Below are 26,429 nucleotides of genomic sequence, written 5' to 3'. Positions count from 1 at the left end.
GGGTCGGCGCGCACGCCGCGCGGTCAGCGCACGCCGCGGCGGCGGTCGGCGAGGCGGCGCATCTCCTCGGCGGCCGCCCGCATCTCGGGGGTGATCTTGAAGTGGCCGCCCCATTCGTTCAGGTCGTCCGGCCCGTATTCGGGGGCGGGCAGGATCTGGCGCAGGAGCTTGTCCGGCAGGCCGCGGCGCTGCCATTCGCGCGGATAGCCGAGCGAAACCTCCTCGAACCGGACACCGTCGTAGAAGGTGGTGCGCGGAATGTGCAGGTGGCCGTAGACCGAGCACACCACGTTGTAGCGGGTGTGCCAGTCGGCGGTGTCCTCGGTCCCGCACCACAGCGAGAACTCCGGGTAGAACAGCATCCGGGTGGGTTCGCGCAGCATCGGGAAATGGTTGATCAGCACCACCGCGGTATCGGGTTCCAGCGCGTCGAGCCGGCGCCTGCTGTACTGGACGCGAGCCCGGCACCAGGCGTCGCGCGTCAGGTAGGGGTCGCTGGCCAGCAGGAATTCGTCGGTGGCGACCACATTGCGGTCCCGGGCGATGGCCAGCGCCTCGGCCTTGGTGTACGCACCCTCGGGCATCCACGAATAGTCGTAGAGGATGAACAGCGGCGCGATCGTCACCCGCCCGCCGTACTGTTCGGCGCCCGCGCCCTCCCAGACCGGGAATTCGTCCTCCGGGGTCACCACATCGAGGTCGCGGCACAGCGCGACCAGGTAGTCGTAGCGGGGGGCGCCCTTGATCTGCACGGGATCCTTGGTGGTGGTCCACAATTCATGATTGCCCGGGACCCAGATCACCTTGGCGAAGCGTTCCCGCAGGGTGCGCAACGCCCAGCGGATGTCGTCGGTCTTCTCCCCCACGTCACCGGCGACGATCAGCCAGTCCTCGGGCGAATCCGCGCGGATCTGCTCGACCACCGGTTTGTTCCCCTGATGACCGACATGGATATCGCTCACCGCCATCAACTTAGGAATCACCGTTCCACCATCCCATGATCATCGTGATGTGAGCACACCCGACCCTCGCGTGCGGACATACCCGGCGCCGCGTATTTCGCACACCGTCCGCGGTGCGCACGTCGGCGGCCGGGTACCGACACGCTTCCGGATACGGCGTCGTGGCGTGCGGTCATACCGACCGCGGGATCTCACTGCCGACTCGAGCCCAGCGTCCCGACAGCGCCCGCCGGCTCACAGCGATCAGGCGCAGCAGGATGAAGGCACTCAGCCCGGACCAGATCCCGGCGATACCCCAGTCGAAGCTCAGCGACAGCCAGATCGCGGGCAGGAATCCCAGCAGCGCCGCGGCCATCGTGGTGGTGCGCAGATACGAGGCGTCGCCCGCGCCCAGCAGCACACCGTCGAGGGCGAAGACCACCCCGGCGGCGGGAATGAGGGGCACGAAGAACCACCAGATCATGTGCACGCGGTCCAGGACCGCCGGATCGTCGGTGAAAACCTGTGGGACGACGGCGTATCCGGCGGCGAAGATCACGGCGAGGACCACCGCGAAAAGGGTGGACCACACCGTGATCCGGCGGGCCAGCACGCGCGCGCCGGATGCGTCGCCGGAGCCCAGCGCCGCACCGGTGAGGGTCTGGGCCGCGATGGCCAGCGAATCCAGGGTCAGGGCAAGGAAATTCCACAGCTGCAGCACGAGTTGGTGCGCCGCCACCGAGGCGGCGCCGAACCGGGCGGCGACCGCACCGGCGGAGACGAAACAGGCCTGGAACGCCAGACTCCGGATGATCAGATCCCGGCCGAGCATCACCTGCGCCCGCATGACTCGCGGACGGGGCCGCAGCGGCACCCGCCGGCGCACCAGCGCGGCCACGAACAGCCCGGCCGAGACGACCTGCCCGGCCACATTGGCCACGGCCGATCCGGCCAATTCCATCCTGGGCGCCCCCAGCAGGCCGTGCACCAGCAGCGGGCACAACAGTGCCGAAACAACCAGTCCCGCAATCACATACACCAGCGGACGCCGCGTTTGCTGCACCCCGCGCAACCAGCCGTTACCGGCCATGGTCAGCAGGATCAACGGAACTCCGAAGAGCGCGATCCGCAACCAGCGCAACGCCTCGTCCGCGATATCGGCGCCGCCCGCGATCACATCCACGACGGGTCGTGCGAACACCTGCAGCACAACGACGATCGCCAGTCCGGCGGCCATCGCGAGCCAACTCGCCTGCACCCCTTCGGCAACCGCTCCTCGTTCGTCACCGGCGCCGTGGCGGCGTGCGGAGCGAGCGGTGGTCCCGTAACTCAGGAACGTCAACTGCGTACTGACCTGACCGAGTATCAAGCCACCCACGGCGAGTCCCGCGAGCGCCAGCGCTCCCAGCCGGCCCACCACCGCCATATCGAAGAGAAGGTAGATCGGTTCGGCGACAAGCACTCCCAGCGTGGGGATCGCGATGCCGAGGATGCGCCGCGGACCCGCATCGTGGCGCGCGGCGCCGGCAACGGCCGTGACACCGTCTTCGGGATGTGTCTCGACCATGCCGTCAGACCCGGCCTCGGAGACCGCGGCGAACGTCCGCGGGGACCGCTACCGGCCACCCGCCGCGTCCCATGCTCAGCTCTCCCGGCCGGGGGCCAATTCCGCGAGCAGATCCGCCACCACATCTTCGGACGTCCCGTATGTCGTATAGCCGGCGGCGTAGCGGTGGCCACCGCCGCCCAGACCGGTCGCGACCCGGGCGACGTCGACCGCATCGCCGGTGCCGACACCGCTGTCGCGCGAGCGCAGCGATACCGTCCAGCAGCCGGCGTCGGTGCGGGACTGTTTGAATACCGCCGCCACATCCGCCTCGGCGGTGGTGCGGACGACGTCGATGACGCTTTCCACCTCTTCCGACCGCAATCCGTCGGAGTCGTCGCTGCGGACGAAGGCGTAGACCAGTCCGGCGCCGCCGGCCGCCCGCGGTTCCAGTCGCGCCGATCCGAGCACCCGCGACAACATCGGCAACCAGCCGAAGGGATGGGTGTCCATCAGCGTGCGAGTGATTCCCGCGCCGTCGATTCCGGTGGCCAGCAAACGATCGGCTAGCAGATGGGTGCCCGGACCGCCCCAGCGGAAGCACCCGGTATCGGTGACCAGACCGGCGAACAGGCAGTGCGCGATGTCCCGGTCGATCTCCTCACCCCAGGCGTCGAACAGCCGCGCCAGCACACTGGTGGTGGACTCCGCGGTCTCGTCGATCAGGTTCACATCACCGAAGCGGGTGTTGGAGCGATGGTGGTCGATCACCACAGTGGTTGCGGCGCCGTCGATTCGGTCCGCGAGTACGCCCAGGCGCCCGACGCTGCCGCAGTCGACGGTGACCAGCAGGTCCACTCGCTCCGCCACCTGTGCGGGGGGTACCAGAAACTCCACGCCGGGCAGCGAGCGCATCGATGCCGGGAGTTCGGCCGGCTCGGCGAAGGACACCTGCACCGGCACACCGCGCCGATGCAGCACCTGCGCCAGTGCCAGTCCACTGCCGACGGTATCGGCGTCCGGCTGCACATGACACAGCACGGTCACCGAACGCGCGGCCGCCAATACCTCGACGGCCGCGGCCGGATCCGCCGACGACGTCACAGCTGTCATTTCCAAGCTCGATTCTCCGGCGCTCGACTCACCGGCGACAGAACCGCGGAACCGCCTCGCGAGCCCGGCCCGTCCACCGCGTCGACCGCCGTCGCGGTCAGTCTTCCTCGTCGGGGTCGGGTTTGTAAGGATCGGCGTCGCCGGCATGGGTGGCGTTGGCCGCGACCTGTGCCACCTTCTCGTCGGCCGCACGGGCCTTCGCCAGCAGCTGTTCCATCTCGCGCGCCGCATCCGGCACGGTGTCGAGGACGAAACTCAGCGACGGCGTGAACTTGATCCCGGTGGCCGCGCCCACCTTGGACCGCAGCACACCCTTGGCCTTCTCCAGTCCGGCCGCGGCGCCCGCGAAATCCGGTTCGGCGGCGAGGGTTTCACCCATCACCGTGTAATAGACGGTCGCCTCCCGCAGATCACCGGTCACCTTGGCATCGGTGACGGTGACGAAACGCAGCCGCGGATCCTTGATCTCGTATTCGATCGCCGTCCCGACGATCGAGACGATCCGCTTCGCGAGTCGGCGTGCCCTGGCCTGATCCACCATGGCGGGCCCTCCTCACTTGTCATTCAGTCTTCGGGTCCGAAGATGCGGCGGCGTACTGCCAGCAACTGTAACTCCGGACGGGCCGCCACGTGGCGTTCACACTTGTCCAGCACCGCTGTGAGATGTCCCATCTCGGAGCTGACCAGTGCGACGCCCAGCTGTGAACGGCGGTATTGATCGTGATCTCCGCCCTCGACCGCGCTGACGCCGAAGCGCTGCAGTTCGGCCAGTATCGGGCGGATCACCGACCGCTTTTCCTTCAACGAGTGCACATCGCCGAGCAGGATGTCGAACTCCAGCGCACCGACGAACAACGGCTCACCTCTTCACGTGTCGCGACACAGCGCCCGGCGAAGCGAACGTCACGTCCGGTCAATGCCTGCACCGAACGTGACGTTCGTTCACTGTGGACGACTCAGTCGCGCGGCTTCTCCCGAAGCTCGTAGGCCTCGATGATGTCGCCTTCCTTGATGTCGTTGTAGCCCAACGTCATACCGCATTCGAAGCCCTCGCGGACCTCGGTGGCGTCGTCCTTCTCCCGGCGCAGCGATTGGATCGTCGTATCGGCGATCACCACACTGTCGCGCAGCAGACGGGCCTTGGCGTTGCGCTTGACCGTCCCGGAGGTGATCATGCAGCCCGCGATGTTGCCGAACTTCGAGGAGCGGAACACCGCGCGGATCTCGGCGCGACCCAGTTCGGCCTCTTCGTAGATCGGCTTGAGCATGCCCTTGAGGGCCTTCTCGATCTCGTCGATGGCCTGGTAGATCACCGAGTAGTAGCGGATGTCCACACCCTCGCGGTTGGCGAGTTCGGTGGCCTTGCCCTCGGCCCGGACGTTGAACCCGATGATGATCGCGTTCGACGCCGACGCCAGGTTGACGTTGGTCTCGGTGACACCACCGACACCGCGGTCGATGACCCGCAGCCGGACCTCGTCGCTGATCTCGATGCCGAGCAGCGCCTCTTCCAGGGCCTCGACCGTACCGGAGTTGTCGCCCTTGAGGATCAGGTTGAGCTCCGAGGTCTCCTTCAGAGCGGCATCCAGATCTTCCAGGCTGATCCGCTTGCGGCTGCGCGCGGCCAGAGCGTTGCGCTTGCGCGCATTGCGCCGGTCGGCGATCTGGCGGGCGATGCGGTCCTCCTCGACGACGAGCAGGTTGTCACCCGCGCCCGGCACCGAGGTGAAACCGATGACCTGCACCGGACGCGACGGCAGCGCCGCATCCACGTCCTCGCCGTGCTCGTCGACCATGCGGCGGACGCGGCCGTAGGCGTCACCCGCCACGATCGAGTCGCCGACGCGCAAGGTACCGCGCTGCACCAGCACGGTGGCCACCGGACCACGGCCGCGGTCCAGATGCGCCTCGATGGCGACACCCTGGGCGTCCATATCCGGGTTGGCCCGCAGGTCCAGTGCGGCGTCCGCGGTCAGCACCACGGCCTCGAGCAGAGCTTCGATATTGGTGCCCTGACGCGCCGAGATGTTGACGAACATGGTGTCGCCGCCGTACTCCTCGGCCACCAGGTTGTATTCGGTGAGCTGCTGGCGGACCTTCTCCGGGTTCGCGCCTTCCTTGTCGATCTTGTTGACCGCCACCACGATCGGCACATCCGCGGCCTGCGCGTGGTTGATGGCCTCCACCGTCTGCGGCATGACGCCGTCGTCGGCGGCGACCACCAGGATCGCGATGTCGGTGGCCTTGGCACCACGGGCACGCATGGCGGTGAACGCCTCGTGACCCGGGGTGTCGATGAAGGTGATCAGGCGCTCTTCGTCGTTGACGTTGGTGAGCACCTGGTAGGCGCCGATGTGCTGGGTGATACCGCCGGCCTCGCCCTCGCGGACGTTGGTCTTGCGGATCGTGTCCAGCAGTCGGGTCTTACCGTGGTCGACGTGACCCATGACGGTCACGACCGGCGGACGGACCTGCAGGTCGCCTTCGTCGCCCTCGTCCTCGCCGTAGCTGAGGTCGAAGCTCTCCAGCAGCTCGCGGTCCTCGTCCTCGGGCGAGACCACATGCACGACGTAGTTCATCTCGCCGCCGAGCAGCTCGAAGATCTCGTCGTTGACCGACTGGGTCGCGGTCACCATTTCACCGAGGTTGAACAGCACCTGCACCAGCGAGGCCGGGTTGGCGTTGATCTTCTCGGCGAAGTCCGACAGCGACGCGCCGCGGGCGAGACGGATGATCTCGCCGTTGCCGCGCGGCAGCCGCACGCCACCGACCGACGGTGCCTGCATGTTCTCGTATTCGGCGCGTTTCGCCCGCTTCGACTTGCGGCCCTTGCGGGGGGCGCCACCGGGACGACCGAAGGCACCCGCGGCACCGCCGCGACCGCCACCACCGCCGGGACGGCCACCGCCGCCACCGGGACGACCGCGGAAACCACCGGCCACGGGCGCACCCGCGCCACCGCCGCCACCGGCACCGCCGCCACCGCGGTAGTTACCGCCGCCGCCACCACCGGGACGACCGCCACCGCCACCCGGCGCACCGCCGGGGCGACCCGGACGACCCGCCGACGGGCCCGGACGGGCCGCACGAGCGGGCATCGCACCCGGATTCGGCCGGGGCGGCATCGAGCCGGGAGACGGACGCGGGCCACCGGGACGGGGACCGCCCTGACCGGCGGCCGGACGCGGCGCACCCTGACCCGGGCCCGGACGCGGGCCACCCTGGCCGGGGCGCGGACCGCCCTGACCCGGACGCGGCGCACCCTGACCGGGCCCCGGACGCGGACCGGGAGCCGGACGCGGCGCCGGGCGCTCGGGCGCCGAGGAGAACGGATTGTTGCCCACCCGCGGGGTCTTCGGACCGGGCTTGGGACCGGGCGTCGCCGGACGCGGCGCACCCTGCTGCCCACCCGGTGTGCGCGGCTGACCGGGACGCGGCGAGCCCTGGGCCGGACGGGCACCGGGCTGCTGCGCCGGAGCCGACGGGGCGGACGCCGACGGCGCCGCACCGGCGGAGGCCGCGGGAGCGGCCGGCTTCGGACCGGGCTTGACGGCCGGACCGGGCTTCACCGCATCGGGACGCGCTGCCGCCGCGGGGGTTTCGGCCACGGGGGCCGAATCGGCCTGAGCCGCAGCCGGAGCCGGACGCGGGCCGGGACGCGGACCCGGGGTCGCGCCACCGGCCGGCTTGGCGGCCGGACGTACCTGGGCGGGACCGGGTTTCGCGGAGGATTTCGCGGAGCCGTTGGACGGGGCGGACTTCGCCGCGAACGACTCCCGCAGCCGACGTGCGACGGGTGCCTCCACCGTCGACGACGCCGACTTCACGAACTCGCCCTGCTCCTTGAGCGTTGCGAGTAGTTCTTTGCTCGTGACACCGAGTTCTTTAGCCAACTCGTGCACGCGGGCCTTGCCTGCCACTGCTCTCCTCACTGAGAGGTCGAGCGCGACAGTCTCTTGCTCCCCGTTCAGGGGTCAGGACGCCCGCACGACCTCGGGTTATCTTCGATGGCCGTTCATCGTTGGTACTTCACGGTGTGCTCATGAGTGCTCGTGCCTGTTCTCGACGTAGTGCTCCAGGGCTGAGATATCCAGTTTTCCGGACACTCGTAGCGCTCTGCCGAACGCTCGGCGCCGCTCTGCCATGCTCAGACAAGCCGAAACGGGGTGCAACCAGGCACCCCTCCCGGGCAGTCTGCGCCGCGGATCGGGAACGATCGCGACGACGGCGTCCCTGTCGGGAGCGCTGCCGGGCGATTGCGCCACGACCCGCAACAGATCGGCGGCCAGCTCGCGTTTCCGGCATCCGACACAGGTCCGGACCGGGCCGGGAGTTCGGGTTCTCACCCGAGCACCGACCTGGGCGGAAAGTGCGGATACCGAAGACTCGCGCTGAGCCTGTGTCCACTGTACCGCTGCCATGTCCCGATCTCCGCATCCAGCCCCTCGTTGACCCCCGCACTCGCACTGCCGTCTCGCCGCCGCCTACCCGTGCTGGGCGTGCGGCCGCTGCGATCCGGCCACGTCGGGGGCGGCGTCGGAGCGGATATCGATGCGCCAACCGGTCAATCGCGCGGCCAACCGGGCGTTCTGACCTTCCTTGCCGATCGCCAGCGACAGCTGGAAATCGGGGACCACGACCCGGGCGGCACGGGCCTCCGGATCGACGATCGTGACCGAGACAACCTTCGACGGGCTCAGGGCATTCCCGACGAAGGCGGCCGGATCCTCGGCCCAGTCGATGATGTCGATCTTCTCGCCCGCCAGCTCGCTCATCACGTTGCGCACGCGCTGGCCCATCGGGCCGATGCACGCGCCCTTGGCGTTCACCCCGGGCACCGTGGAGCGCACCGCGATCTTGGAGCGGTGGCCGGCCTCGCGGGCCACCGCGACGATCTCCACCGAACCGTCGGCGATCTCGGGCACCTCGAGCGCGAACAGCCGGCGCACCAGATTCGGGTGGGTGCGCGAGAGCGTGATCTGCGGGCCGCGCGCGCCCCGGGAGACGCCGTAGACGTAGCACTTGATGCGATCGCCGTGCTCGTAGGTCTCGCCGGGTACCTGCTCAGCCGGGGGGATCAGGCCCTCGGCGCCGTTGGCCTCGCTGCCGATGCGCACCACGACCGTGCCGCGGGCGTTCATCCGGGCATCGCGCTGCACGACGCCGCCGACGATATCGCCCTCGTGGGTCGAGAACTCACCGAAGGATTTCTCGTTCTCGGCGTCGCGCAGGCGCTGCAGCACCACCTGGCGGGCGGTGGTGGCGGCGATGCGGCCGAAGCCCTCCGGGGTGTCGTCCCATTCGGAGACGACGTTGCCGTCGGCGTCGGTCTCGGTGGCCATCACCCGCACCACGCCGGTCTTCTGATTGATGTCGATACGCGCGTTGGGCTCGTGGCCCTCGGTGTGCCGATAGGCGGTCAGCAGAGCCGACTCGATCGCGGAGAGCACTGTCTCCATCGAGATTCCCTTATCGGCGACGATCGCACGCAGGGCTTCGATTTCGATGTTCATTCCACGATCCCTTCGGTCGGCGCAACTTCTGTGTGTTCTCCCCGGGCGACGTGTTCTCCCCCGGCGGCGGATGCGGCCGGATCGACGGCCTGATCGGTGGCGCCCGGTTCCGGGCGGCCCGCGGCCACGCCCCCGGCCAGTTCCATTTCCGCCGCACCGGGTGAGGAGAACTCCACCTGGACGACCGCGGATTCGATATCCGCCAACGCCACGCTCACCCGGTGGGGCGCGCGCTTACCGCCCAGCACCAGGGCCACGTCGGTGTCGGTGCTCGCGCCGACGCGGGCGTCGAAGGTGGACGCGCCCTCGGGGGCCTGCGCGCCCGGCCGCATCCGCACCCGCACCTTGCGGCCGCGAGCCCGTCGCCAGTGGCGCGGGGCGGTCAGCGGGCGGTCGACACCCGGAGTGGTCACTTCCAGCAGATAGGGGGTTTCGCCGAGATCGGCGGCGTCGTCGAGCACTTCCGAGATCTCGGAACTGACTTCCGCGATCGTGTCCAGATCGACGGTCTCGTCGCCGTCGACGGTCACCGTCACTCGCGCCTGCGGGCCGCCCGCGGCCGTGATGTGCACGCCCTCGAGGTCGAGCCCTCGGCGTTCGACGAGCCCAGCAACGAGCTGGCTCACCCTTTCCTCGGTCGGCATCGGCATATGGGGCGGCTCCTGGTTCAGTTGTGACGCGGTATTGGTCCTGGTACGGCATGGTCGGCGCGCATGTCCCGCGGATTGTTCCGCCGGAGGTCTAGCGTAACGCGCTGCAAGAGTGTAAAGGACCAGCCAACCCGGTCGAGTCGGCCCGGGTCGGGTTCCGCTGCGCGCCCACGGTCCGCCGGACGGTCTCGGGTGCGCCGGGACGGAGCGGCCGCCGCGCCCCCGCGCGTCCGTCCGGAAGCATCCCTCGGCGGGTCCGCCGGCGACGTGCGGGCGTGCACCGCCGGTGGCACCCGGGCTCAGCAGGGCAGACGGCCGACCGGCCCGGCCGCGAGCGAGCGCGAGCGAGGCATGTCGGCGGGCTGGGCGCGGGGGCGCGTGATGATCACTGGCACGATGTAGGCGTGCCCAGCCGTCTCGATGTGATTCCGGTGCCGCCGGATCGGACCGTTCCCCCACGCCTCGACCGCCGCTCGCTGTTGCGCTCGGCCGGAGGTGGCGTGGTCGCGCTCGTCGCCGTGAGTGCGGTCGCGGCCTGTTCGGACGACAAGCCGTCGGTACCGGATGTGCTTGTGTCGCAGGAGGAATCGGCGCGTACGGACGCCGTGTGGGCGAAGGCGGCCATCGCCGCCGCACCGGAGCACACCGCCGCGCTGACCGTCGTCGCCGCCCAGCGTGCCCAGCACGCCGATGCGCTGCGCACCGAAATCGACCGCGCGGTAGGCGTATACGGCGACGGCACCAAGCCGAAATCCGCGACTCCCCCCGTCGCCGAACCGCCCGCCCCCACCCCGCCGCCGAGCGTCGCCGCGCTGCGGGCCCGGCTGACGGACTCCCAGCACTCCGCGGCCGAGCTGGCCGCGACCCTGTCCGGATATCGCGCCGGCCTGCTCGCCTCGATCAGCGCCTGCTGCGGCGCCCACGTGGCGGTGGTGCCGGCGTGAGCGATCAGGCGCGGAGGCGGCAGCGCAGCGTCACCACGCAGCGCCCCGCACACGCCAGAAAGGACACAGCGTGAGTACCGATCAGCAGGCGCTGCTCGACGCGCTGAACGCCGAATACACCGCGGTCTACGCCTACGGCCTCATCGCGGCCTACGCGTCCCCGGAGCGCGCGAAGGTCGTCGCCGAGTTCACCGCGGCCCACCGTGCCCGCCGCGACGCCACCGTCGACGCGCTGAAGGCGGCCGGTGCGAGTGTTCCGGCGCCCGCCGCCGCCTACACCCCGCCGTTTCCGGTCGACGATCCCATCCCCGCGGCCAAACTCGCCGTCACCGTGGAGACCGACACGGCGGTGGCCTGGCGCGCGGTCGTGGAACACTCCACCACCCCGGATCGCCGCCGCATCGGCATCGAGGCCCTCACCGAATGCGCCGTCCGCCTGGCCACCTGGCAGTCGATTCTGGGCGTGAATCCCGCTACCACACCGTTCCCGGGCCGGCCCTGAGCCCGAGCGGCCGCCCGGCCGCCGGCACGGTGACCTTCATCGCGACGTCGTGGGCAGCGGCCTGAACACCGGTAGCTCCTGCCTTCCGTTGCCGTAGCGCGGGTCGCCGGCCGGATGCACCCGATCGCAGCGACCGGGTGCACTCGGGCGATCAGCCGCGAATCTTCGCGAGCACGGTATCGACGGCCGCGTCCGCCGGGATGTCCTCGGATTCGCCGGTGAAGCGGTTACGCAACTCCACCTTGCCGTCGGCCCAGCCCCGGCCGATGACGAGAACCCAAGGCATGCCGAGCAATTCGGCATCCTTGAACTTGACGCCGGGTGAGGCGGTGCGGTCGTCGAACAGGACGTCCACGCCCTGGGCGTCCAGACCGGCGACGACCTCCTCGGCTCCGGTGCGGACCGCCTCGTCCTTGTTGGCGATGACGACGTGCACATCGAAGGGGGCGACCTCGGCCGGCCAGCGCAGCCCCTTCTCGTCGTGCATCTGCTCCGCGATCACCGCGACCATCCGGGAGACGCCGACCCCGTAGGAACCCTGGACGAGCCGGACCGGTTTACCGTTCTCACCGAGCACATCCACCTCGAAGGCGTCGGTGTACTTGTAGCCGAGCTGGAAGATGTGGGCGATCTCGATACCGCGCGCCGAGTGCAGCACACCGCGACCGTCGGGCGAGGGGTCGCCGTCGCGCACCTCGGCGGCCTCGATCGTGCCGTCGGGGGTGAAATCGCGACCCGCGACGAGTCCCACGACATGTTTGCCGGAGGCGTCGGCGCCGGTGATCCACGACGTGCCGGTCACCACGCGCGGGTCGACGAGATAGCGAACACCGTTGTCCAGCAGCGTCTTCGGGCCGATGTATCCCTTCACCAGGAACGGATTGGCGGCGAAGTCCTCGTCGGTGAGCAACTCCACCTCGGCCGGTTCGAGGCTCGCGCCCAGCCGCTTGGCGTCGACCTCGCGGTCACCGGGCACGCCGATGCCGACGATCTCGGACTTGCCGTCGGGGTGGCGTAGCTTCACCATGACGTTCTTGAGCGTGTCGGCGGCGGTCACCGGGCGGCCGTACTGTTCGGCGATACCGGCGTCGTTGGCCCAGTCGACCAGGGACGCGATGGTCGGCGTGCCCGGCGTGTCGTGCACGACGGCGGCCGGCTGCCCCTCGATCGGGATCTCCGGCGGCGCGGGCGTCACCACGGCCTCCACGTTGGCCGCGTATCCCGATTCGCGGCAGGTCACGTAGGTGTCCTCGCCGATCGGGCTGCTGGCCAGGAATTCTTCCGAGGCGCTGCCGCCCATCGCGCCGGAGGTGGCGGCGACGATCACGTATTCGATCCCGAGCCGGGCGAACATCCGCTGATATGCCTGGCGGTGTGCGGCATAGCTGGCCTTCAGGCCGTCCTCGTCCAGATCGAAGGAGTACGAGTCCTTCATGACGAATTCGCGTCCGCGCAGAATTCCGGCGCGCGGCCGTTCCTCGTCGCGGTATTTGGTCTGAATCTGGTAGAGCGTGACCGGCAGATCCTTGTAGGAGTTGTATTCACCCTTGACCGTCAGGGCGAACAATTCCTCGTGGGTGGGTCCGAGCAGCATGTCGGCTCCCTTACGGTCCTGCAGGCGGAAAAGGCTGTCGCCGTATTCGGTCCAGCGGTTGGTGGTTTCGTACGGCTCGCGCGGCAGCAGCGCGGGCAGCGAAATCTCCTGGCCGCCGATCGCGTCCATCTCCTGGCGCACCACGTCCTCGATCTTGCGCAGCACCTTCAAACCCAGCGGCAACCACGAATAGACGCCCGGCGCGATCCGGCGCACATATCCGGCGCGGACCAGAAGTTTGTGGCTGGGCACCTCGGCGTCGGCGGGATCGTCGCGCAGGGTGCGCAGGAACAGGTGCGAGAGACGGGTGATCACGGATGCACAGACTAGCCGCTGCTGCGTGGATGCCTGCAGGGCATTACCGTATCGGCTCGTGCTGGTGATTCTGCCTCCTTCCGAAACCAAGTCCGACGGCGGAAATCTCGGTCCGCTCGATCTGGATTCCCTGTGGTTACCGCAGCTCACCGCAGTGCGGGACAAGCTGATCACCGAGCTGATCGAATTGTCCGCGAACCCGGAGGCGGCACGGGTGGCATTGGGGCTGGGAAAGGCGACCGGCGCGGGCGCGGAAGGTTTGCAGACCGCGCTCGCCCGCAACGCGACGCTGCGGACCGCCGCGACCGCACCGGCGCTGCGGCGCTACACCGGCGTGCTCTACGACGCGCTCGACGCCGGTTCGCTGACCAAGACGCAGCGCGCTCGCGCCGAGGCGCGGCTGGCGATCGGCTCGGCGCTGTTCGGGATCGTGCGCGCGGGGGATGCGATTCCGGGGTATCGGCTGTCGGGCGGTTCGAAACTGCCGGGCCTGCCGACGCTGGCGTCGTTGTGGAAACCGGTGCTGGCCCCGGCATTGCGGGAGGCCACGGCCGGTCAGCTGGTCGTCGACCTGCGTTCGGGGACCTATCAGCAATTGGGGCGGCTGCCCGGCGCGGTGACCGCGACCGTACTGACCGAACGCCCGGACGGCAGCCGCACGGTGGTGAGCCATTTCAACAAGCATCACAAGGGGCTGCTGGCACGGGCCCTGGTGTCGACTCGCGCCGAGCCCGGCGATATCCGCGCACTGGCGCGGATCGCCGAAAAGGCCGGGCTGCGTGTGGAAATCGCGTCGTCGAGCGAACTGCTGGTCCTCACGTGAGTGAATTCTCGGTGACCGCCGACGTAATTCGAGCCGAATAGCGCCTGCCCAGCCACGGGAACAATCGCCGGAAAATGCCTCTCCACCAGCGCATTTCACCGTCATCGGGCCGAAACACGCTGGCACGGAACGGGCATTCCGGCTCGCTATCGTAATTTCCGGCGCGGCCGGCCGACCGCTGCCGTTGGGATGCGATTGGGCGAGGAGTTCGGCGTGGGTGACGCCACCGACCGTGAAGAAAAGGCACTGCGTCAGTTGACCGATCGGCTGGTCGGCCATTACGGCAGCAGCCATTCCCCGGAATTGGTAGAGGAAATGGTCGGCCAGGTGCGCCGGCGCTTCGACGGCCACGCCGTCCGCGATTTCGTGCCGATTCTGGTGGAACGCATCGTGCGCCGCGAATTGCAGCACACCCCTCCGCAGCCCAAGGCCGACGACCGTTCGCACGAACTCGACTACGCGGATGCGCCGGTTGTTCCGGAACGGGTGTCGGCGCCCTCGATCGAGGAGGACGCCACCGACGCCGCGCCCACCGACGCCGCGCCCACCGAAGTCGCGCCTACCGACGCTGCGCCTGCGCCCGCCGATGCGACCTCCGTGCCCGCCGACGCCGCGTCTGCCGATGACATGCCCGCGCCTGCCGATGACGTCCCGAGCGCCGTCGCGGAATCGGCGACCGAAACCGTCGCGGAAGACGCCGACGCCTCGGAACCCGCACCCGGCGAGGCGGATTCGCCGCGCCCCGGCGACATCGCACACAGCGGCGACCCGGACCCCGACCTGCCCGGTACCGACGTCATCGAAAGCAGTACAGACCAACACGATTCGCTTCCCGCCGTAGCCGCTGAGGCTCCGGTCGAGTCCACGGCGGACGAGCGGAAAGACCTCGCCTCGCCGACGGGTTCCGCGACATCCGACGTCGCGGTCACACCCGGCCACTCCCCCGTCGAACCGACGAAACAGGAGATCGTGGCCGCCACACCGTCCGCGAGTGACGCTGCAGCAGAACCGGAACCGGAGCGCGCGGCCGCGACGAGCCCGGCCTCCGGTGGAGCGGGCACAGCGGGCCTGGTAACCGCATTGCGACAGCCACGGGTCCTGGCCGTAGCCGCCGCCGTGGTCGTCGTAGTCGTCGTGCTCGTTGTGGCCTTCGGCTTTCGCGGCGGCGACAGCGGCTCCCCCGCCCCGGCTCCCGCGCTGATCACCGCGCACGGCGTGGTCGGGTCGGAGAAAATGGGCTTCTTCACCGATCCCCGCGTGGTGGACGCACTGGCGCGCAAGGGAATTCGGCTGGAGGTGGACCCGGCCGGATCGCGGCAGATCGCGACGTCGGTGAAGCTGGACGGTGACGACTTCGCCTTTCCGTCGAGCAGCCTGGCCGCCGAACGAATTCAGCGCGAACGCGGGATCACCGCGAAATACACGCCGTTCTCCTCGCCGATGGTGGTCGCCAGTTTCCGGCCGATCGTGGACCTGCTCGCACGTGCGGGAATCGCCCGTCCGGGGACTGTGCCCGCCTTCGATATGCGGCGGTATCTCGATCTCACGCAGCAAGGCACCCAGTGGGATCAACTGGAGGCCAACACCGCCTATCCGGTGCGCAAGAACGTGTTGATCTCGACCACCGATCCGCGGACCTCCAATTCGGCGGCGATGTATCTGGCGGTGGCCGCCTACGTCGCCAACGACGACGCGATCGTGCAGGGTCCGGCCGCCGAGAATTTCGTGCTGTCGAAGGTGTCGCGGCTGTTCACCAAACAGGGGTACACCGAGAATTCCAGCGCGGGTCCGTTCGGCGAATACCTCACTGCGGGAATGGGTCCCACGCCCATGGTGTGGGGCTACGAATCGCAATTCGTGGAGGCCGCCGTCGCCGGCAAGCTGCCCGCCGACGCGGTGATGCTGTACCCGTCTCCGACGGTCCTGTCCCGGCACACGCTGGTCCCGTTGACCGCTACCGGCGACCGGGTCGGGCAGCTGCTGAGCACCGATCCCGAACTGCAGCGCCTGGCCGCCGAGCACGGCTTCCGTACCGCCGATCCGTCCCAGTTCACCGCCGTCACCGCCGAACACCACATTCCGGTCGCTCCGGATGTGGTCGACGTCGTCGACACTCCGACCTACGACACCCTGGAACATCTTCTCGACGGGGTCGCGCGCTCATACAACTGATCGGGCGCCGCGCGCCGGACCGATCGGAGGCAGGTCGCCGCTTCGCCGGACCGTCGCCCCGCCGTGGTAGTAATGGCCCGTGCCTACCGACGGTGTGGATCCGGACCTGGTCGAACTCGCGACCAAGCTCTTCGAGCTGGCCCGCACGGGCGAAGCCGCGACGCTCGCGGCGTATATCGACGCGGGCGTCCCGGTGAATCTGTGCAACGACAAGGGCGACACCTTGCTGATGCTGGCCGCCTACCACGGGCAGCAGACGGCCGTGACCGCACTGCTCGAACGCGGCGCGGATCCCGATCGCGCCAACGACCGCGGCCAGACCCCGGCCGCGGGAGCGGTGTTCAAAGGCGAGGACGACATCCTGAAGGCCCTGCTGGCGGCCGGAGCCGATCCGGATGCGGGCACACCGTCGGCTCGGGAATCGGCGACCGTCTTCGGCAGGACCGAATTACTGGAACTGTTCGATCGCCGCTGAGACGCGCGCGCCGCCGAGACGGCTATACCTGCTGCGCTTCCTCCTGCGCGTGCTGGGCTTGGGCGAGTTGCTGCGGGGTGTAACGCAGAGTGAGCACCAGCAGCCCGATGATCACGGCGCCGATAGCGCAGATGAGCAACACGAAGGTGTAACCGCTGGACAGCGCCGCCACCTCGGTGGGCGTCAGATTCGAGGTTCGATCGGTCCGGCCGCCGAGTGAGAGCGTGCGCGAGGCCGCCAGCGGCGTCAGCAGGCCGACCGCGAACGGGGTGCCGAGGGTGAGGATCATCTGGCCGATCGCCGACAGCGGGCCGACCTCGTTCACCGGTACGCCTACCAGCAGGCACAGCGGCCCGACCACGATCACGAAACCGATCGCCATACCGACCACCGCCAGCAGCACCAGCAGCGTCGGCAGATATTCGACGTAGCGATCCAGGGTGGAGCCGAAGAACAGGGCCCCGGCCAGCACGGCCGCCGCACCGGCGAGCAGCCACCGCGGCCGGATCATCAACGCGGCCTTGGACGCCACGCCGGTGCCGATGCCGGCGCCGATCGTGAACGGGATCGAGGCCAGACCGGCGACGAGCGGGCTGTAGCCGACGACGTTCTGCAGGAACTGCGCGACGAAATAGGTCATCGCGCCGAGGACGCCGGAGCCCAGCAGCAGGGCGATGAACGTGATCGAGCGGTCACGATCGCGGAAGAGAGTGAGCGGCAGCAGCGGATTGACGGCGGACCGTTCGGCCAGCACGAACGCCACCAGCAGCAGCAATCCGGCGATCAGCGCGCCGATGACATACGGGCTGGTCCAGCCGAGATCGGGCCCCTCGGTCGCGCCGAACACCACACCGACGCAGCCCAGGGTGCCGAGGAAGGCGCCGCGCACGTCCAGGGGCAGTCGATGGTGGGCCGAATCGTGCAGCTGGAACGCCGCGCCCAGGATGATCAACAGTCCGATCGGCACGTTGATCAGGAAGATCAGCCGCCAGTTCCATTCGGCGAGGGCGCCACCGACGACGAGACCGCCGACCGAACCCACGCCCATCATCGACCCGAAGATGGCGATCGCCTGATTGCGCGGCGGTCCGGGCGCGAAGGTACTGACCACCAGCGCCATCGCCACGGGTGCGGCGATCGCGGCGCCGGTGCCCTGCAGGGCCCGCGCGCCGATCAACATGGCCTCGTTCTGCGCCAGCCCACACAGCAGTGAGGCGAGGGTGAAGAACGACACACCGAGCAGCAGCATCTTTTTGCGACCGAACGAGTCGCCGAGGCGCCCGCCGAGCAGCATCAGCCCGCCGTAGGTGAGGCCGTAGGCGGTCACCGTCCACGCACTGCCCGAACTGGTCAGGCCCAGATGGCGTTGCAGGGCCGGCAGCGCCAGGATCACGACCGTGCCGTCCAGCACGACCATCAACTGCAGGCCGGACAGGACCAGGATCGGCAGCCCGAAGGCCCGCTTCGTCACCGGATATTGCATCGTCGCAGCGGGGTTATCGAGCACAGTGACTCACTGTAACGGATATCGGCACCGGCCAGCCCAACGCGTACTCGCGCTTTCCGCGGGTCGCTCGAGCGGGCTGTGCCCCTGTCCCGGGCACGCACCGCGGGCCTAACCGGCCTGCTCGACGGCATCCGGCGCGCCCGCGGTGAAGCCCGCGGTCGGGCCGACGACGATGATCGCCGGCGGCCGGATGCCCTCGGCGCGGACGCGTTCGGCGACCGTGGACAGATCCGCGCGCACGATCCGCTGCGTGCGCAGGCTGCCCTCCTGCACGACGGTGACGGGCGTATCGGCGGCGCGGCCACCGTCGACGAGTGCGGCGGCGAACTTCTCGATGCGTTCCACCCCCATCAGCAGCACGAGAGTGCCGCGCAACCGGGCCAGGGCCGGCCAGTCCACCAGCGAATCCGGGTGATCGGGCGGAATGTGCCCGCTCACCACCACGAATTCGTGGGTGACACCGCGGTGGGTCACCGGAATGCCGGCCAGCGCCGGCACCGAGATCGCGGAGGTGACACCGGGAACCACGGTCACCGGGACCCCGGCGTCCACGCACGCCTCGAGTTCCTCGTAGCCGCGGCCGAATACGTACGGGTCGCCGCCCTTGAGCCGGACGACGAATTTGCCCGCCTTGGCGCCCTCGACGAGGGCGGTGTTGATCGCCTCCTGCGCCATCGCCCGGCCGTACGGGATCTTCGCCGCGTCGACGACCTCCACATGCGGTCCGAGTTCGGCCAGCAGTTCCGGCGGCGCCAGCCGGTCCGCGACGACCAGATCGGCGCGGGCCAGCAGCCGACGGCCGCGCACGGTGATCAGATCGGGGTCGCCCGGACCGCCACCGACCAGCGCGACACCGGGCGCCACGGGCTCGGAGTCGTCGATGACCACGCCCGATTGCAGGGCTTCCAGCAGCGCGGTCCGCACCGCGGCCGAACGACGGTGCCGTCCACTGGCCAGCACCGCGAGCGTCAGCCCGTCGTAACGGGCGCTGGCCGGAGTCACGGCGGTGCCGAGCCGGGCATTGTCGGCGCGCACGCAGAAGATGCGGCGGCGGGTGGCTTCCTCGACCACGGCAGCGTTGGTCTCGGGCTCGTCGGTGCAGGCGATCGCGTACCAGGCGCCGTCGAGATCGCCATCGGCGTAGGCCCGCTGGGAGATGCGCAATTGACCGGAGGTGGCCATCGCCTCCACCGCGGGAGTGACCGTCCGGCTGATCACCTCGATATCGGCTCCGCTCGCGATGAGCAGTCCGAGCCGGCGCTGGGCTACCGAGCCGCCACCCACGACGACGACGCGGCGGCCGGCCAGATCGAGCCCGACGACATAGTTCGGGTCACCGGATTGCTGGTCGTCTGTCGTATTCGGCACAAGGTTTCAGCCTACGGCGTGGCCGGGGGAACTCCGCAATCACCCGTCGCGACGCCGCATGCCCGGAAGATCAGGGCTTCCAGGTGATCCGGCCGCCCTGGAAATCCTGGGCCTTGCCGCCGTTGTAGTCGTATTCGTCGCTGGTGGGCAGGCCGTATCGGCCGCGGTCGGCGTTGTTGCCGTTCCAGATGCCGAGGATCGAACCCCAGACCGGGTGCGCGCCGGTACTCGCCGACCAGAAGATCACGCCGCCGGGGAACTGGTTGAAGCGGGCCTTGCCGTCCTTGCCGGCCTGGGCCTCGTCGGTGAGCGGGAAGCCGAGGGCGCTGTTCTCCCAGCCCATCGAACCCCATTTGTCGCGGATCAGACCGCAGATCGCATGGGCGTCGGTACCCACGGACCAGTAGATCGAGCAGCCGCGGTCGAAGACCTGGAATTTGCCGCCGTTCGCGTCGGATTCCGGTCCGGTCGGGTTGCCGAAGAAGGCGCCGCCGCCGGCGCGGTCGTATTCCTTCTCGATCGCCCCGCCGACGTCGAACGCGCCGACCGGCCGGGCGGCGGCGACACCGGTACCCGTGCCGGTGAGCAACGCCAGTGCGGCGGCACCCGCGGCTGCCGCGCGCATCCCGGACCGGCGCGTCGTGCGTCTACTCTGTCTGCGACCTGACGAAGCCAAGAGAAACTCCCTCTACCTGCGAAGTTGGCGCGACGGAAGCTGCCGCTCCCGCCATCCTGCAGGGGTTACACCGGCTCTGCAACGCTCGCCGTATCACAGTCGAGACTCATCTCACAAAATCACACGAGGTGAATTCGGTCGCATCAGAGCCGGCCGTTGATCCGTTCCGGGGTCACCCGCACGACCACTCGCTCGGCGTCGTCGACGGAGGCGGGATTGAATTCGATATAGGGCAGGCCGGTGTATTTCACCGACAGCCGATCGGGCAGAGCCTTCTCCGGATCGGGGACGACGGTGGCGGTGCCGCGGATCTCGGCGTAGACGTACGGATTGTCCGGCGGGTTGATCATGATCGTCACCCGCGGGTCGCGCACCACGTTCTTGTACTGCTGACGCGACACGGTGGTGGAGTACACCAACTCCTCCCCCTCCCGCAGCAGCCAGGTGACGGTCAGGTGCGGCTGCCCGTCGCGGCCGATCGTCGCGAGCGTGGCGAAAACCTTTGTGTCGTCGAGGATCTTCTTCAGGTCGTCGGAGAGTTCTACACCCATGCCACGGCACAACCCGCTGCCACGCACACTCATTCCCACCGGCCGTCGTTCCGTCACGGTGTGTCCGGCCCGGTTCTATGCTGCGAACATGCGACGAGCCGTGCTGCAGGTTCTGACCGTGCTGGTGACGGTCGCGGTCGCCGCCGCGGTGGCCGCCACCGCGTACGCGGCCGACCCCTACCGCGCGAGCGGCCCGACCGAGGCCCGCTACCTGGAGCCCGGCCCGTGGCAGGTCACCGAGCACTACGAATTCGGCTGCTGCGACAGCACCGGCGCCGCCTACGACATCTGGTATCCCACCGATGTCGCCGCGCGCGGCCCCCGCCATCCGATCATCACCTGGGGTAACGGCACGGCCGCCCAACCTCGCCAATACGCCTATCTGCTGCGGCATCTGGCTTCGTGGGGATTCGTGGTGATCGCGACCGAGAATCGCAGTACCGGCACGGGCGTCGACATCGCCGGGGCGGCGCGATACCTCGTCGAGCGGGCCGCCGATCCGGCGAGCGTGTTCCACGATCGGCTCGACACCGCGGCGATCGGCGCCGTCGGTCATTCCCAAGGCGCCACCGGGGTGCTCAACGCGATGATCGATTCCGGCGGGCTGATTCGCACCGCCGTGCCGATCGAGTTGCCCGCCCAGTCGTTCTGCTCGAACAGATTGAGCTGCACCGACACTCGCCGCCTGGGCGGCGGTTCGGTGTTCTTCGTCAACGGCTCCGACGACGCGCTGATCTCCCCCTCGCAGAAGCTGTGGGCACTTCCGGGACTGCAGTCCAACCAGGACTACTACGAGGCCACCCCGGGATCGGTGACGAAGGTGTGGGGCACCTTGGTCGGCCCCAATCACAACGACGTTCAAGGGCAACCGGACTGCGCCCGGGCCTCGTCGCCGTGTACCGCGGGCGTGTACGGCTACCTCGGCTATCCGACCGCTTGGCTGGTGGCGCGGCTGTGGGGATGCGCCGGGGCGGCGGCCGCCTTCGCCCCCGGCACCGGGGAGTTCTACGCCCCGAATCCGCACTGGGCCAACCAGATCGGCGCGGCGGCCGGCTGACCTCACTCCCCGGGCGCGTCCTGGATCCAGTGGAAGCCGCGGCTGCGCTGTGGGAAGGCGTCCGGGTCCTGACGCCGGAAGGTCACCGTCACCGGATGTCCGTCCAGATCTCCGGTGAACCGCAGCCGGTCCGGGCCCTGCTGGTCGTACGCGAAGCCGCCGGCGGTCACGGAGTGTCCCGCGGTGGCGGGCACGGCATGCAGGTCCAGGCGATGTGCGCCGGTGTCTACTCGCACCTGCATGGGCACCAGCGTCCCGTCCATTCGCTGATACTGCATGACGCCGGCGACGTCGAATACCGCGCGCTGCCACCGGTCCGGGTCCGTGAGCAGCGGCGGAACCGGCTGCCCGTCGCGACTGAATTCGTCGACCTGCCAGATGCCGTACAGCGGCGGTTTCGTCCGGCCCGGACCCTCGTCCCACAACTGCAGGCTCACGTGGGTCAGAGCCACCGCCACCCAGACCCCGATGCCGACCTGCACCAGCGCCGCGATCCATCGTGCCCTCCGGGTGCGGAACGGGTACGGCGCCGTCGAGCTCGCAACCGGGCGATCGAGCACCAGCACATCCAGTAGCCGCCGCGCCTGCGGCGCGAGCAATACCATCGACATCAGCATCAGATGTCCGGACAGGATCTTGACCGGCACGTCGAAGGTCATGTTGAGCACGAAGACCTGCGCCATGCTCACCAGCGTCAGCATCGCGCCCACCGTCGCCGTGCGCGGAACGAACAGCAGTATCCCGGCCAGCAATTCCGCGGAGCCGAGCAGGATCTCGTAGGCCGGGCTCATCCCGACCTGATTCCACAGCACCCCCATCGGGGTCAGATTGCCGTACGGCTCGAGCAACGTCGACAGCATCGGTTCGGGCATCTGGGTGGGGATGACCTTGGCGAACCCGTAGTTGAGCATCTGACCGGCCACACACAACCGGAGGAACAGCAGGAACCACCCGGCCAGGCGCCGGTAATCGGTGCGACGGCGGTCCAGCAACGTCCAGATCAGCGTGCCCGCGAGGGCGACGACCAGGATGCAGAACACCAGCACCCACAGAATCGTCTGATCACCGCTGCCGTTGGGACTCAGCACCGGATGCACTCCGAAGACCGTGCGCCCCACCCACTCCAGCACCGGGCGCAGCAAGCGCGGTTGCCACAACACCGCGTCGGCGTCGAGCCAGCGGCCGAACCAGCCGGTGAAGGCGAAGACGATCTGCGGATAGATCAGACAGAACAACCCGAAGTACAGGAACGTGAACCGAAAGGCCACCCGGGTGAGCGGTTTCCAGCCCGCCGCCGTCTCGGATTCGTGCTCCAGCCGCGGCGGTTCGGCCTGCGCCACCATGACACTCACTACCCACTCCTCTCCCCGAATGCTCCGGCGCACAGGCAGTGCCGCCGGCGCCGAAGCGACCGGGGTGCGCGGATCGGTGCACGACGTTACGAGGGCCTGCGGCGAAAGTCCTCAGGGCCGGACCCCGATTCGCCGGTACTCCGCGCGGCGTACGTGGCAGCACGAATGTCAGGGTCGGTGGTCCCCGCACCGTTCGCGCGCACCGCCGGCAAACCGGATCCCGGTCAGTGGAACGGCGAAAAATTCGCCGCCGATTTCGCGCCACCGCGCATTAGAACGCGTTACATTTCATCCACACGCCGCCCCTCACCGGGCCGGATATCGCCGTGCCGGTGCGTAAAGAGTTGGCGCACAGACATTTTCATCCCATCAGGAGGTCCGCAATGTCGGGCGAATCCGATACCGACCCCGGGCAGCGGCGGCAACTGACCACCAGCGCTCGCGATCTCGACGAACTCGCCGAGCGACTCACCCGATGGCTGGCCGGCAAGCTCACCGGCGCCACGGCGCCGGTGCTCACGGGGCTGTCGCGGCCGCAGGCGGGCGGCATGTCCAGCTCCTCGGTGATGTTCGAGGCGAGCTGGGAGCGCGACGGCCGCACGGAGACCGGCTCCTACGTCGCACGGATGCCACCCGAGGAGGGCTCGTTCCCGGTCTTCGAGACCTACGACCTCGACACCCAGTACGCGGTGATGGCCGGTGTCGGCGCGCACAGCGATGTGCCGGTGCCGCGACTGTGCTGGTTCGAACCGGACGAATCCGTGCTCGGCACACCATTTTTCGTGATGGAGCGGATCAACGGGCGGATTCCGGAGGACAATCCGCCGTACGTGTTCGTCGGCTGGGTCTTCGACGCCACCCCACAGCAGCGGATGCGGATCACCCACGCCACGGTCGACATCATCGCGAGGGTCCACGCCATCGCCGACCCGGCCGCGACATTCCCCGCCCTGGCCGGCGCCGGCTCGTCGCTGCGCCGGCATTTCGACGCCCAGCGCCACTGGTACCGGTGGGCGCTCGCCGACGACGGCTATCGAATCCCGTTGCTGGAGCGCAGTTTCGACTGGCTCGAGCAGCACTGGCCCGCCGATCCGGGGCCCGACGTGCTGAACTGGGGCGATGCCCGGCCGGGCAACATCATCTTCGACGAATTCGACCCGGTCGCGGTCCTGGACTGGGAGATGGCCACGCTCGGCCCGCGGGAACTCGACGTGGCGTGGCTGATCTTCATCCATCGCTTCTTCCAGGACATCGCCACCCGCTTCGACCAGCCCGGCCTGCCGGACTATCTGCGCCGCGACGACGTGGTCGCGCGCTACGAGGGGCTCACCGGCCACCGCCTGCGGGATCTGGAGTGGTACCTGGTCTACGCCGCGCTGCGGCACGGCATCGTGATGGCGCGCATCAAACGGCGGATGATCCACTTCGGCGAGGACACCGACACCGACGACCGGGACGACTACGTGATGCACCGAGCGGCCCTCGAGGCCCTGCTCGACGGCACCTACCAGTGGGATCGAGGAGACCGATGACAGGCATCGACGGACATCCGGCTCAGCAGGCGCCGGTTCCGCTGGACGAATATCCGGTGCACCAGACGCCGCTGTCACTGGCGCGCGCGGCCACCACCGACCGAAACTTCTACGACCGCAGCTACTTCAACGCTCACGACCGCAGCGGCGGCACGATGCTGGTCACCGGCTTCGGCGTCTATCCGAACCTCGGCGTGATCGACGCGTACGCCGCGGTGCGCCGTGGCGATACCCTGCGGACGGTGCGGTTCTCGGACGCACTGCCGCCGCGGGACCTGAACATGAGCGTCGGCGGCTATCGCATCGAGGTGATCGAACCGCTGCGGCGCGTCCGGGTGATCTGCGAGCACGACGACCTGTCCCTCGACCTCACCTGGGAAGGTTCGTTCCCCGCCGTCCAGGAGCAGCCGCATCTCATCCACACCGGCAGCCGGCCGATCATCGACGCCTCCCGGTTCGCCCAGGTCGGCTCCTGGTCGGGGACACTGCACGTCGACGGCGACGACATCGCCGTGGACCCCGACGTCTGGATGGGGACCCGCGACCGGTCCTGGGGTATCCGGCCGGTCGGTGAGACCGAACCACCCGGGCGCGATGCGAGCGAACCGGCGGCCGGATTCTGGTGGCTGTATGTGCCGCTGCGCTTCGACGACTTCGCGATCGTGGTGATCGTGCAGGAGAATCCGGACGGCTTCCGCACCCTCAACGATGCCGTGCGGGTGTGGCCGGACGGGCGGGTCGAACAGCTCGGCTGGCCCCGCATGCACATCGAATACCGTTCCGGCACACGCATTCCGGTGTCCGCGCGGCTCGATATGACCGCCGGCGACGGCTCGCCGCTCACCGTGGAAGTGCGAGCCCACACCTGCATTCCGCTGCATATCGGCTGCGGCTACGGCGGCGATCCGGATTGGCTGCACGGCCAGTGGAAGGGCCGCGACTGGTCGTCGAGCAGCAGCTACGACCTGACGGATCCGGCGGTGGCCGGGCGCATCCCGTGGGGTGTGATCGACCACGTCGGACAGGCACGGTGCGGCGACGCCGAGGGCTGGGGACTGTTCGAACACGGCAGCCTCGGCCGCCACGACCCCACCGGCTTCGCCGATTGGACCTCGGTCGCGCCGTAACTCGCGCCCGCTCCGCGTACCGCAATGTCGGGGCGGCTCCGCGTGGCGTATCCGATGTGATCTGGATCTCAGGTACCCTCCGACGGATCGACGCCGGGCCGTCGGCCCGGGACGGCACAGCGAGAGGCAGGCACGATGAGCGGATTCCGTGTTTCGCGTGGTTCCTCCCAGGTTTTCCCGGGCCCGGCGCTGTCTTCCGGGCGGGCGTGGCGCGCACGTACGCGTGCCGGGTTGGTCCTGGCCGCCGGTGCGCTGATGGGCGCGCTGCTTCCGGTCGTGGGAGCGGCCCCGGCCGGTGCGACGGTGGCGCCCACGATCGCGGTATCGATGTCCGGGTCGGCGCTGAGCCCGGTCAGTGGGGCGCTGGTGGGCTGCGCCCAGAACGCGGTGGCCACGGTGCGCAACCCCGACGGCAGCCCCGTCACCCACGGCAACGTCGACTTCTTCAGTCACCTTTCCGGGATCAGCGGCAATATCGTGGGCACCGCGCCGGTGGTCAACGGGGTCGCCAGCATCGGCTGGGTGCCCGACCGGCCGGGCGAGCACGTCGTCAGCGCGGTGTACTACGACGGCCTGCCGGAACTGTCACCGGTCGCCGGATACACCATCGTCACGACCGCGACCCTCGGCGGCGCCTGCGTGTAACGCACAGCCGGACAACAGGTTTCGCA

At 69.1% G+C, this 26,429-nt stretch carries 24 protein-coding genes; 9 read left to right on the top strand and 15 right to left on the bottom strand.

Annotation, left to right across the window (positions count from 1 at the left end):
• Positions 1–23 precede the first annotated feature (23 nt).
• The 9 genes from NE2_RS20930 to rimP form a co-directional block, all read right to left on the bottom strand.
• Complete coding sequence (locus tag NE2_RS20930; RefSeq protein ID WP_104363038.1) at positions 24–983, bottom strand: metallophosphoesterase family protein; 960 nt, start codon at positions 981–983, stop codon at positions 24–26.
• Between the two features lie 151 nt (positions 984–1,134).
• A complete protein-coding gene (locus NE2_RS20925) occupies positions 1,135–2,508 on the bottom strand; it encodes an MATE family efflux transporter (RefSeq protein ID WP_063028641.1) in 1,374 nt (457 codons plus the stop codon).
• A gap of 75 nt (positions 2,509–2,583) precedes the next feature.
• Positions 2,584–3,600 (bottom strand): DHH family phosphoesterase, encoded by a 1,017-nt coding sequence (locus tag NE2_RS20920; RefSeq protein ID WP_063028639.1) that lies wholly within the window; start codon positions 3,598–3,600, stop codon positions 2,584–2,586.
• A gap of 97 nt (positions 3,601–3,697) precedes the next feature.
• Complete coding sequence (rbfA, locus tag NE2_RS20915) at positions 3,698–4,141, bottom strand: 30S ribosome-binding factor RbfA (RefSeq protein ID WP_030513162.1); 444 nt, start codon at positions 4,139–4,141, stop codon at positions 3,698–3,700.
• A gap of 23 nt (positions 4,142–4,164) precedes the next feature.
• Entirely contained in the window at positions 4,165–4,455 is a 291-nt protein-coding gene (locus NE2_RS20910) for a DUF503 domain-containing protein (RefSeq protein ID WP_039779566.1), read from the bottom strand.
• A 101-nt stretch (positions 4,456–4,556) separates the two neighbouring features.
• Entirely contained in the window at positions 4,557–7,520 is a 2,964-nt protein-coding gene (gene infB, locus NE2_RS20905; protein WP_063028637.1) for a translation initiation factor IF-2, read from the bottom strand.
• 120 nt (positions 7,521–7,640) lie between these two features.
• The gene (locus NE2_RS35110) at positions 7,641–8,021 is read right to left on the bottom strand and encodes a YlxR family protein (RefSeq protein WP_081879203.1); all 381 of its coding nucleotides are present in this window, start codon (positions 8,019–8,021) and stop codon (positions 7,641–7,643) included.
• A 63-nt stretch (positions 8,022–8,084) separates the two neighbouring features.
• A complete protein-coding gene (gene nusA / locus NE2_RS20900; protein WP_063028635.1) occupies positions 8,085–9,113 on the bottom strand; it encodes a transcription termination factor NusA in 1,029 nt (342 codons plus the stop codon).
• Positions 9,110–9,763 carry a ribosome maturation factor RimP gene (gene rimP / locus NE2_RS20895; protein ID WP_063028633.1) on the bottom strand — a complete coding sequence of 218 codons (654 nt, stop codon included), beginning with the start codon at positions 9,761–9,763 and terminating at the stop codon, positions 9,110–9,112. The genes nusA and rimP overlap by 4 nt, the downstream gene beginning before the upstream one ends.
• Before the next feature lie 404 nt (positions 9,764–10,167).
• Between rimP and NE2_RS20890 the strand changes: the two genes are divergently transcribed.
• Positions 10,168–10,707 carry a hypothetical protein gene (locus NE2_RS20890; protein ID WP_227463062.1) on the top strand — a complete coding sequence of 180 codons (540 nt, stop codon included), beginning with the start codon at positions 10,168–10,170 and terminating at the stop codon, positions 10,705–10,707.
• Positions 10,708–10,777: 70 nt separating this feature from the next.
• Positions 10,778–11,209, top strand: a complete 432-nt coding sequence (locus tag NE2_RS20885; protein ID WP_063028631.1) for a ferritin-like domain-containing protein — start codon at positions 10,778–10,780, stop codon at positions 11,207–11,209.
• Positions 11,210–11,360: 151 nt separating this feature from the next.
• Here the strand turns inward: NE2_RS20885 and NE2_RS20880 are convergent, their stop codons facing one another.
• Entirely contained in the window at positions 11,361–13,118 is a 1,758-nt protein-coding gene (locus tag NE2_RS20880) for a proline--tRNA ligase (protein ID WP_063028630.1), read from the bottom strand.
• Between the two features lie 58 nt (positions 13,119–13,176).
• On the opposite strand from NE2_RS20880, the gene yaaA reads away from it, so the two are divergent.
• The 3 genes from yaaA (at position 13,177) to NE2_RS20865 (ending at position 16,588) form a co-directional block, all read left to right on the top strand.
• Positions 13,177–13,941, top strand: a complete 765-nt coding sequence (gene yaaA / locus NE2_RS20875; protein ID WP_063014878.1) for a peroxide stress protein YaaA — start codon at positions 13,177–13,179, stop codon at positions 13,939–13,941.
• Positions 13,942–14,154: 213 nt separating this feature from the next.
• A complete protein-coding gene (locus NE2_RS36735; RefSeq protein ID WP_218018638.1) occupies positions 14,155–16,113 on the top strand; it encodes a three-helix bundle dimerization domain-containing protein in 1,959 nt (652 codons plus the stop codon).
• Positions 16,114–16,192: 79 nt separating this feature from the next.
• The gene (locus NE2_RS20865) at positions 16,193–16,588 is read left to right on the top strand and encodes an ankyrin repeat domain-containing protein (RefSeq protein WP_063028628.1); all 396 of its coding nucleotides are present in this window, start codon (positions 16,193–16,195) and stop codon (positions 16,586–16,588) included.
• Positions 16,589–16,610: 22 nt separating this feature from the next.
• On the opposite strand, the gene NE2_RS20860 is transcribed toward NE2_RS20865, so the two are convergent.
• The 4 genes from NE2_RS20860 to NE2_RS20845 all read right to left on the bottom strand — a co-directional run bounded on the left by NE2_RS20860 (position 16,611) and on the right by NE2_RS20845 (position 20,690).
• A complete protein-coding gene (locus NE2_RS20860) occupies positions 16,611–18,071 on the bottom strand; it encodes an MFS transporter (protein ID WP_063028626.1) in 1,461 nt (486 codons plus the stop codon).
• Positions 18,072–18,203: 132 nt separating this feature from the next.
• Entirely contained in the window at positions 18,204–19,463 is a 1,260-nt protein-coding gene (gene cobA, locus NE2_RS20855) for a uroporphyrinogen-III C-methyltransferase (protein WP_063014885.1), read from the bottom strand.
• Between the two features lie 70 nt (positions 19,464–19,533).
• Entirely contained in the window at positions 19,534–20,088 is a 555-nt protein-coding gene (locus tag NE2_RS20850; protein WP_063028624.1) for an LGFP repeat-containing protein, read from the bottom strand.
• A 194-nt stretch (positions 20,089–20,282) separates the two neighbouring features.
• On the bottom strand, positions 20,283–20,690 hold the full coding sequence (locus NE2_RS20845) for a PPOX class F420-dependent oxidoreductase (protein WP_063014887.1): 408 nt from the start codon (positions 20,688–20,690) through the stop codon (positions 20,283–20,285).
• A gap of 88 nt (positions 20,691–20,778) precedes the next feature.
• On the opposite strand from NE2_RS20845, the gene NE2_RS20840 reads away from it, so the two are divergent.
• Positions 20,779–21,747, top strand: a complete 969-nt coding sequence (locus tag NE2_RS20840) for a poly(ethylene terephthalate) hydrolase family protein (protein ID WP_063909448.1) — start codon at positions 20,779–20,781, stop codon at positions 21,745–21,747.
• 2 nt (positions 21,748–21,749) lie between these two features.
• On the opposite strand, the gene NE2_RS20835 is transcribed toward NE2_RS20840, so the two are convergent.
• Complete coding sequence (locus NE2_RS20835) at positions 21,750–23,090, bottom strand: DoxX family protein (protein ID WP_084494205.1); 1,341 nt, start codon at positions 23,088–23,090, stop codon at positions 21,750–21,752.
• Between the two features lie 392 nt (positions 23,091–23,482).
• Here NE2_RS20835 and NE2_RS20830 point away from each other — a divergent pair, with 392 nt between their 5' ends.
• The 3 genes from NE2_RS20830 to NE2_RS20820 all read left to right on the top strand — a co-directional run bounded on the left by NE2_RS20830 (position 23,483) and on the right by NE2_RS20820 (position 26,403).
• A complete protein-coding gene (locus NE2_RS20830; protein WP_063028620.1) occupies positions 23,483–24,631 on the top strand; it encodes a phosphotransferase family protein in 1,149 nt (382 codons plus the stop codon).
• Positions 24,628–25,758: an Rv3169 family protein gene (locus NE2_RS20825; protein WP_063028618.1), complete on the top strand. Its 1,131-nt coding sequence runs from the start codon at positions 24,628–24,630 to the stop codon at positions 25,756–25,758. The genes NE2_RS20830 and NE2_RS20825 overlap by 4 nt, the downstream gene beginning before the upstream one ends.
• 135 nt (positions 25,759–25,893) lie before the next feature.
• Positions 25,894–26,403, top strand: a complete 510-nt coding sequence (locus NE2_RS20820) for a hypothetical protein (protein WP_146165265.1) — start codon at positions 25,894–25,896, stop codon at positions 26,401–26,403.
• The last annotated feature ends 26 nt before the right edge of the window (positions 26,404–26,429 follow it).

The sequence above is a fragment of the Nocardia elegans NBRC 108235 genome (genome assembly GCF_001612845.1).
Taxonomy (GTDB): domain Bacteria; phylum Actinomycetota; class Actinomycetes; order Mycobacteriales; family Mycobacteriaceae; genus Nocardia; species Nocardia nova.
The sequence above is the reverse complement of the archived record's forward strand: the minus strand, read 5'-3'. Positions and strand labels throughout refer to the sequence as shown.

Coding starts and splice junctions, on each gene's coding strand:
- NE2_RS20925 (WP_063028641.1), bottom strand. CDS start 2,508: ATGGTCGAGACACATCCCGAAGACGGTGTCACGGCCGTTGCCGGCGCC.
- NE2_RS20920 (WP_063028639.1), bottom strand. CDS start 3,600: ATGACAGCTGTGACGTCGTCGGCGGATCCGGCCGCGGCCGTCGAGGTA.
- rbfA (WP_030513162.1), bottom strand. CDS start 4,141: ATGGTGGATCAGGCCAGGGCACGCCGACTCGCGAAGCGGATCGTCTCG.
- NE2_RS35110 (WP_081879203.1), bottom strand. CDS start 8,021: ATGGCAGCGGTACAGTGGACACAGGCTCAGCGCGAGTCTTCGGTATCC.
- nusA (WP_063028635.1), bottom strand. CDS start 9,113: ATGAACATCGAAATCGAAGCCCTGCGTGCGATCGTCGCCGATAAGGGA.
- rimP (WP_063028633.1), bottom strand. CDS start 9,763: ATGCCGATGCCGACCGAGGAAAGGGTGAGCCAGCTCGTTGCTGGGCTC.
- NE2_RS20860 (WP_063028626.1), bottom strand. CDS start 18,071: ATGCAATATCCGGTGACGAAGCGGGCCTTCGGGCTGCCGATCCTGGTC.
- NE2_RS20850 (WP_063028624.1), bottom strand. CDS start 20,088: ATGCGCGCGGCAGCCGCGGGTGCCGCCGCACTGGCGTTGCTCACCGGC.
- NE2_RS20845 (WP_063014887.1), bottom strand. CDS start 20,690: ATGGGTGTAGAACTCTCCGACGACCTGAAGAAGATCCTCGACGACACA.
- NE2_RS20840 (WP_063909448.1), top strand. CDS start 20,779: ATGCGACGAGCCGTGCTGCAGGTTCTGACCGTGCTGGTGACGGTCGCG.
- NE2_RS20835 (WP_084494205.1), bottom strand. CDS start 23,090: ATGGTGGCGCAGGCCGAACCGCCGCGGCTGGAGCACGAATCCGAGACG.
- NE2_RS20830 (WP_063028620.1), top strand. CDS start 23,483: ATGTCGGGCGAATCCGATACCGACCCCGGGCAGCGGCGGCAACTGACC.
- NE2_RS20825 (WP_063028618.1), top strand. CDS start 24,628: ATGACAGGCATCGACGGACATCCGGCTCAGCAGGCGCCGGTTCCGCTG.
- NE2_RS20820 (WP_146165265.1), top strand. CDS start 25,894: ATGAGCGGATTCCGTGTTTCGCGTGGTTCCTCCCAGGTTTTCCCGGGC.